Annotated in this window: 2 protein-coding genes; both read right to left on the bottom strand. The window is 39.3% G+C overall.

The features are described from left to right. Positions 1 to 532: 532 nt before the first annotated feature. On the bottom strand, positions 533 to 3286 hold the full coding sequence (locus tag AC3DU7_RS27060) for a CHAT domain-containing protein (RefSeq protein ID WP_488042364.1): 2754 nt from the start codon (positions 3284 to 3286) through the stop codon (positions 533 to 535). A 129-nt stretch (positions 3287 to 3415) separates the two neighbouring features. Then, entirely contained in the window at positions 3416 to 4048 is a 633-nt protein-coding gene (locus tag AC3DU7_RS27055; protein WP_488042363.1) for a TetR/AcrR family transcriptional regulator, read from the bottom strand. Positions 4049 to 4149: the final 101 nt, after the last annotated feature.

Here is a 4149-nt window from a genome sequence, read left to right as displayed (position 1 = left end):
CTAAGTATTCAAGAATATTTCCCCAGGAAAAATACCAGAAATATCTTCATTTTGTGAAGCTCAAAACATATTTATTCTTCCCGCAGTTAAATCTTTCCATCTATCCCTCCTCAGTGAAAAACCCGCAACAGTTTCATTTTGTGAAGCTCAAGAAAAAATCAGCGGGTGAAAGGATTTTTGGCTCCATCCTCACAATTTTTGTGATATCATAAATGCTATTAGGGGCTGCTCGCCCCTACGCATGATTTTTTATTCAACTAAAAATATAGTATCTTAGCGATCGCAAATGTTGTAGAAAGGAAAATCAATGTAGAAAGATACCAAATGGGGAACGGGCAAGATGCCCATTTCACAAAACTATTGAAATCATCCCGCATTTATGCAACGCCATAATGGCCCTAAACTATTTGCGTAGTGCCATATCAAATCCAGTAGCATTAGTATCAAGTGTGGCCTTCTACTCGCCTACTCCCTTCCATATCCGTATATCCGTGCCATAATCCGTGTGAGCCACTCCCCTACCACCGAGCACTTACCAAGGACTACCAACCATAGTAAACCCTGCCCAATAATAGGGATGAGATAAATTTTTATTCTCAAACTTTCTGAGTGCTGACGGTAACACTACAGAGCCATAGGAACCAGTACCCTTTAACTCACCTTCTACAATGACTACTTCTCCTCGCAACATTGCTAACTGCGCCTGTCGTAAAGCTTCTGATTTAATCTTGGAATTATCCAAGTGAGCGTAAAATTCTGTCATTAACCCTAATGTCCCTTCATCACTCACATACCACACACTAGCTAAGGCTGACTTTACTCCTGCTGCTACTGCTAACCCGGCAAAACCTAGTTCGGCATTTTTATCTCCAAAGGCAGTACGACAGGCTGACAATACCAATAGTTCTACTGGGGGTTGATTCCAGCCTAACTGTCGCATTTGGTCTAGCCGTAGTTGTTCGTCTCCCCATAATTGAATGTAGGAACTGTTGGCTTTCCCTGCTCTGAACTCTGCATGAGTTGCTAGGTGAATTATGGGATAAGGATAATTTTGTCGTTGAGCTAATAGGTTGTTGTAGGTGAATTCTTGATTGAGAAATTTTTTGCCTTTCCACAATTTTTGAGAAATAGTTTCTAATTCTACGGGTACTGCTGGTAGGGGAATTTTTTCAATGAACTCACTAGCTCCCATTGCTAATACTTGGGTATCTTCTAAAGTGCGATAGTTGCTATCCATTAAGCTGATACTAGGAATTAAACTCAGGCTATATTTTTCGACCAGAAATTGTTTACCGTCGTGTAATGCAGCTACAGGTAATGTCCGTAAACCTTCGTCCATACTGAAGAGTAATGTATTGACATTGGCTGCTTCTATTTGGGCTGATAGGGGTGCAATAAGCTGGTCGTATAATTTTTGTGCTGGTAACAGATAGTTTTGAGTATAGCGGTCTTCTGGATTGGTAATATAGAAGCGTAACTGTAGCACAAGTTTCATTAATTCCTCGCGCTTGACATCGGGAATAGTTTTGACGATGGGGGTATTGCCTGGTGTATATAATACTAATTGCAATTCTTCTGGGTAAGCCGTGACATAGATAATTGCTGAATTATTTTCTGTTTGACTGTCAATTTCTGCCAGCACTTCTCTAATATTTTTTGTAGATGCTTTTTGCGGTGAGAGGTTTTTTCCAAAGTAGTTGGCAAATGTATCGCTGCGACTTTTTTCTATATTTGCTAATTGTTGGAAATTGGCGAGGGTATTTTGGGTTGCCCTGTTGAGACTATCGATGTTCGGTATCACAGCTTCTGTTAATAGTCTATCCATACTAATATAATCAGTAAAATTTATACCGTCTTCAATTTGGGCTTCATAATTTTCTAGTAGAGCCAGAAAATCATTATATTCTAGATTTGGTTCTTTTTTTTCTCTTGAAGTGGTTTCAGGGCTAAGTAATATTCTTCCTGTTTCTCCAGTTGTGGCATTAACATCGATATTACCGTCAACCATTATTGCCTCTTTTCCAGAGATATTTACCTCCCCACCATTACCAGAAAATTCTCCTCCAGTAGCACTAATATTTCCGGCAAAATAATTTTTTCCATCTGATAAAATCATGACTTTTCCACCGTCTCCATTCTCAACAGTATCAGCAGAAATAATCGTGTTTTCATTAATCAAAATTTCCCCAGAATTATGAACAACTTCATTATCTTGAAAATTACCTCCAATTGATATTGTGCCACCTCCATTTGTACCATTGGCGTTAATATTGGCATCAATAACTGCTACGCGATCGCCCAAGACATTTACCTGCCCCCCAATATTATATCCCCCCTGACCCCCCTTTGAAAGGAGGGGAGTTGTGGATACATCAATACTTCCAGAGGCAATAATTGTTCCTGGTACATCAGCTATCATAGTATTCAAACCATCTAATACTACATCACCTTGAGAGTTAATGCTAACGGATGTGGCATGATTTATTTCTCCCCCTGTTAATAACTCTGGTAATAATAGTACAGGCAAAAAGCTAGAAATATTCTCCCTATTCTCAACTGTTGAGGATATTTCCAAACTTAATAAATTCCCTGGTTGAGAAATTTTTAGGGTACTATTACCTTCTACTGCTGTGATATTAACGTTACCACCAGGAGTGGAAAGCTGCCCAGTATTAATGACTGTACCACCGAGTAACGTGAGATTGTTTTCGGGTTTTAAATTTAGGTTTCCTTCATTAATTATAACCCCTGGCTTTGAGACGTTAAATCTATATCCACTGGAATTTCCTACTAGATTTGAGTAATCATTGTTTCCTATAGCTGTAAACCAGGAGTTGTTGTTATTAAAGCCTATATCAGTAGCTGTGGTGACACTGAATGAAGCAGGAATATTCAGACTGGCATTTTTGCCAAATATCACACCTACAGGGTTCATTAAGAGGAGGTTGGAATTACCACCAACTACTTGTATCAGACCATTAATAATTGAGGCATTTCCACCCGTAACTCTACCGAGAATATTACGAGTGTCTGGAGTAGTGAGGAAATTGGCAGTTTGGCCAGAATTTAGGTTGAATTGGTCAAAGCTATGGAAAAGGTTTGTCCCGTCTCTACTACGAGTACCTCCTTGAATATCAAATTGATTGCCATTTTGGTTAACTGTTGTATTTGTGCTGTCATTAGCTGGAGTAATAGATTCAGCTTTTGTTTTGGTTGTCACTACTATTGCTACTAGAGGCATTAATAGTATAGATAAGAGATAGCGCTTAACTGTTAAACTTTTCATAATCGGTCGAAAGATAGCTCATTGAAATAATCAAATACTATTTTATTTCGTTTTGCTTGTTACCTGCATGCAGCGCTATACAGCTTGCTATTCACTGTTCACTATTCCCTGTTCCCTGTTCCCTGTTTGCTATTCTCTAGCGCTATAACTTTGCAAATAGTTAAAAGTCAGTCGCTTTGCTTCTATCAATAAGCGTTGATGAAAATCAGCAGTTTGGCCTAAAGATAACCACAGTAAATTACCTATTGCTTTGATCAAAACGAAGGCGATCGCCTCATAATCTTCTGCATTCAATGATGGGTAGCGTTTCGGTAACTGCCTGACTAAGATCTGAATAAGATTAGCATCAATAGCACTGTCTACCTCTGGCATAGTCCCTTGCACCTCCATAAAAATGGCATAATAGCCTGGATGCTCGCCAAAAAATTGCTCTGATAGGTTGATTAATTGGTCCACATAATCAGCTAAAGGTAGCTGTGCTGTTTCCAGGGTATCAAGGGCCTCGAAGCGCTGATAGAGCAGGTCGCTATACCGTTCAGCTAAAGCCTCCAAAATAGCTGCTTTATCAGGGAAAAATTGGTATAACGAACCAATAGGAAGCTTTGCTTGAGCAGCGATCGCCTTAGTGGTAGTGGCCGCATATCCTGGTTCGATAAACATTTCTGTCGCTACATCCAATATCCGATTTACTCGCTCCAAACTTCGGGCTTGCATTGGTTTACGCCGTTTTCTAGATGTATCTTTTGATAAGTTTTGGGCCATTTATTTGCTATCCTCTTGACAAAATATGAGTAATGCTCATATTATAGTAAACATGAATGATACTCATATTGTAGCCATTTGACTGTCTCTGGGACAAGTGC

The organism is Okeania sp., assembly GCF_983059655.1.
Note: the sequence above shows the minus strand (reverse complement) of the source record. Positions and strands in the feature narration are given on the sequence as shown.

Coding starts and splice junctions, on each gene's coding strand:
- AC3DU7_RS27060 (WP_488042364.1), bottom strand. CDS start 3,286: ATGAAAAGTTTAACAGTTAAGCGCTATCTCTTATCTATACTATTAATG.
- AC3DU7_RS27055 (WP_488042363.1), bottom strand. CDS start 4,048: ATGGCCCAAAACTTATCAAAAGATACATCTAGAAAACGGCGTAAACCA.